Origin of the sequence: Bradyrhizobium sp. NBAIM08, assembly GCF_020193935.1 — a bacterium.
GTDB classification, from domain to species: domain Bacteria; phylum Pseudomonadota; class Alphaproteobacteria; order Rhizobiales; family Xanthobacteraceae; genus Bradyrhizobium; species Bradyrhizobium yuanmingense.
This window is the reverse complement of sequence record NZ_JADYVR010000536.1, coordinates 1-431: the sequence shown is the minus strand read 5'-3', so window position 1 is coordinate 431 and position 431 is coordinate 1. Positions and strand designations below refer to the sequence as shown.

Here is a 431-nt window from a genome sequence, read left to right as displayed (position 1 = left end):
ACGGCGAAGACTGCGAACCTTCATTCGAGACCTGCAGCCAGCGAGCCCTGCAGCACTTGGATGCCAACGGCATCGACCGCTGTCATGTCATGGGTGGCAGCGGCGGAGGGCCATTTGCACTCCACTTCGCGTCCCGTCACCCGCACCGGGTGAGGGCGTGCTATCTGCTGGCCTCCATGGGCACGCCGGAAACGTTCGCCCGCACGGTGACATCGGCGCCAACGCGCCAACTCCTCGAGCTCTTCGCCAAGAACGGTTACGAGGACGCCATGGAGACTCTGGGCACCTGGGGACTGACACCAGACCTGGCGCATGGTGCATGGGGTGACTTCAAGGTGCTTCTGGGACCATGGGACTCGATCCCTTATGCCAACGCACCCATGGTGTACATCCATCACGGCGAAGACGACGACAATGCGCCTATCCAGAGC

Annotated in this window: 1 protein-coding gene; it reads left to right on the top strand. The window is 62.6% G+C overall.

Annotation, left to right across the window (positions count from 1 at the left end):
- Window positions 1-56: 56 nt before the first annotated feature.
- Window positions 57-431, top strand: a 375-nt coding sequence (locus I6F37_RS40825; RefSeq protein WP_225154497.1) for an alpha/beta fold hydrolase, incomplete at its 3' end; no start/stop codon positions are given.